A 281-nucleotide genomic window follows, 5' to 3' on the forward strand; every position below is an offset into this window, starting at 1 on the left:
TCGTTGTGCCAGATCACGCAGGTCAGGGCCAGGATCCGGATGACCACACGGGCGATCACCCCTGCTGGGGTGCGGCCACCGTGCCGTTCTAGGTCGAGCTGGCCCTTGAAGGTCTGGTTGATCGACTGCATGATCTGGCGCAAGGGCTTGAACGGTGGTGTTCCGGCCCGCGGGGGTTCACCCTTGCGGGCCTTGCGCATCAGGTGCAGCCCGGCGGCGGCCAGCGTGTGTTCGAAGTCGCGGCCGTAGTACTGCATGTCGGCGATGATGGTCTGCCCGGG

General features: G+C 66.2%; 1 pseudogene. It reads right to left on the bottom strand.

Annotation, left to right across the window (positions count from 1 at the left end):
• Positions 1–281, bottom strand: a pseudogene (locus QSK36_RS43270) (IS982 family transposase); the annotation flags it as partial.

The organism is Microbispora sp. NBRC 16548 (genome assembly GCF_030268985.1).
Classification (GTDB): Bacteria; Actinomycetota; Actinomycetes; order Streptosporangiales; family Streptosporangiaceae; genus Microbispora; species Microbispora catharanthi.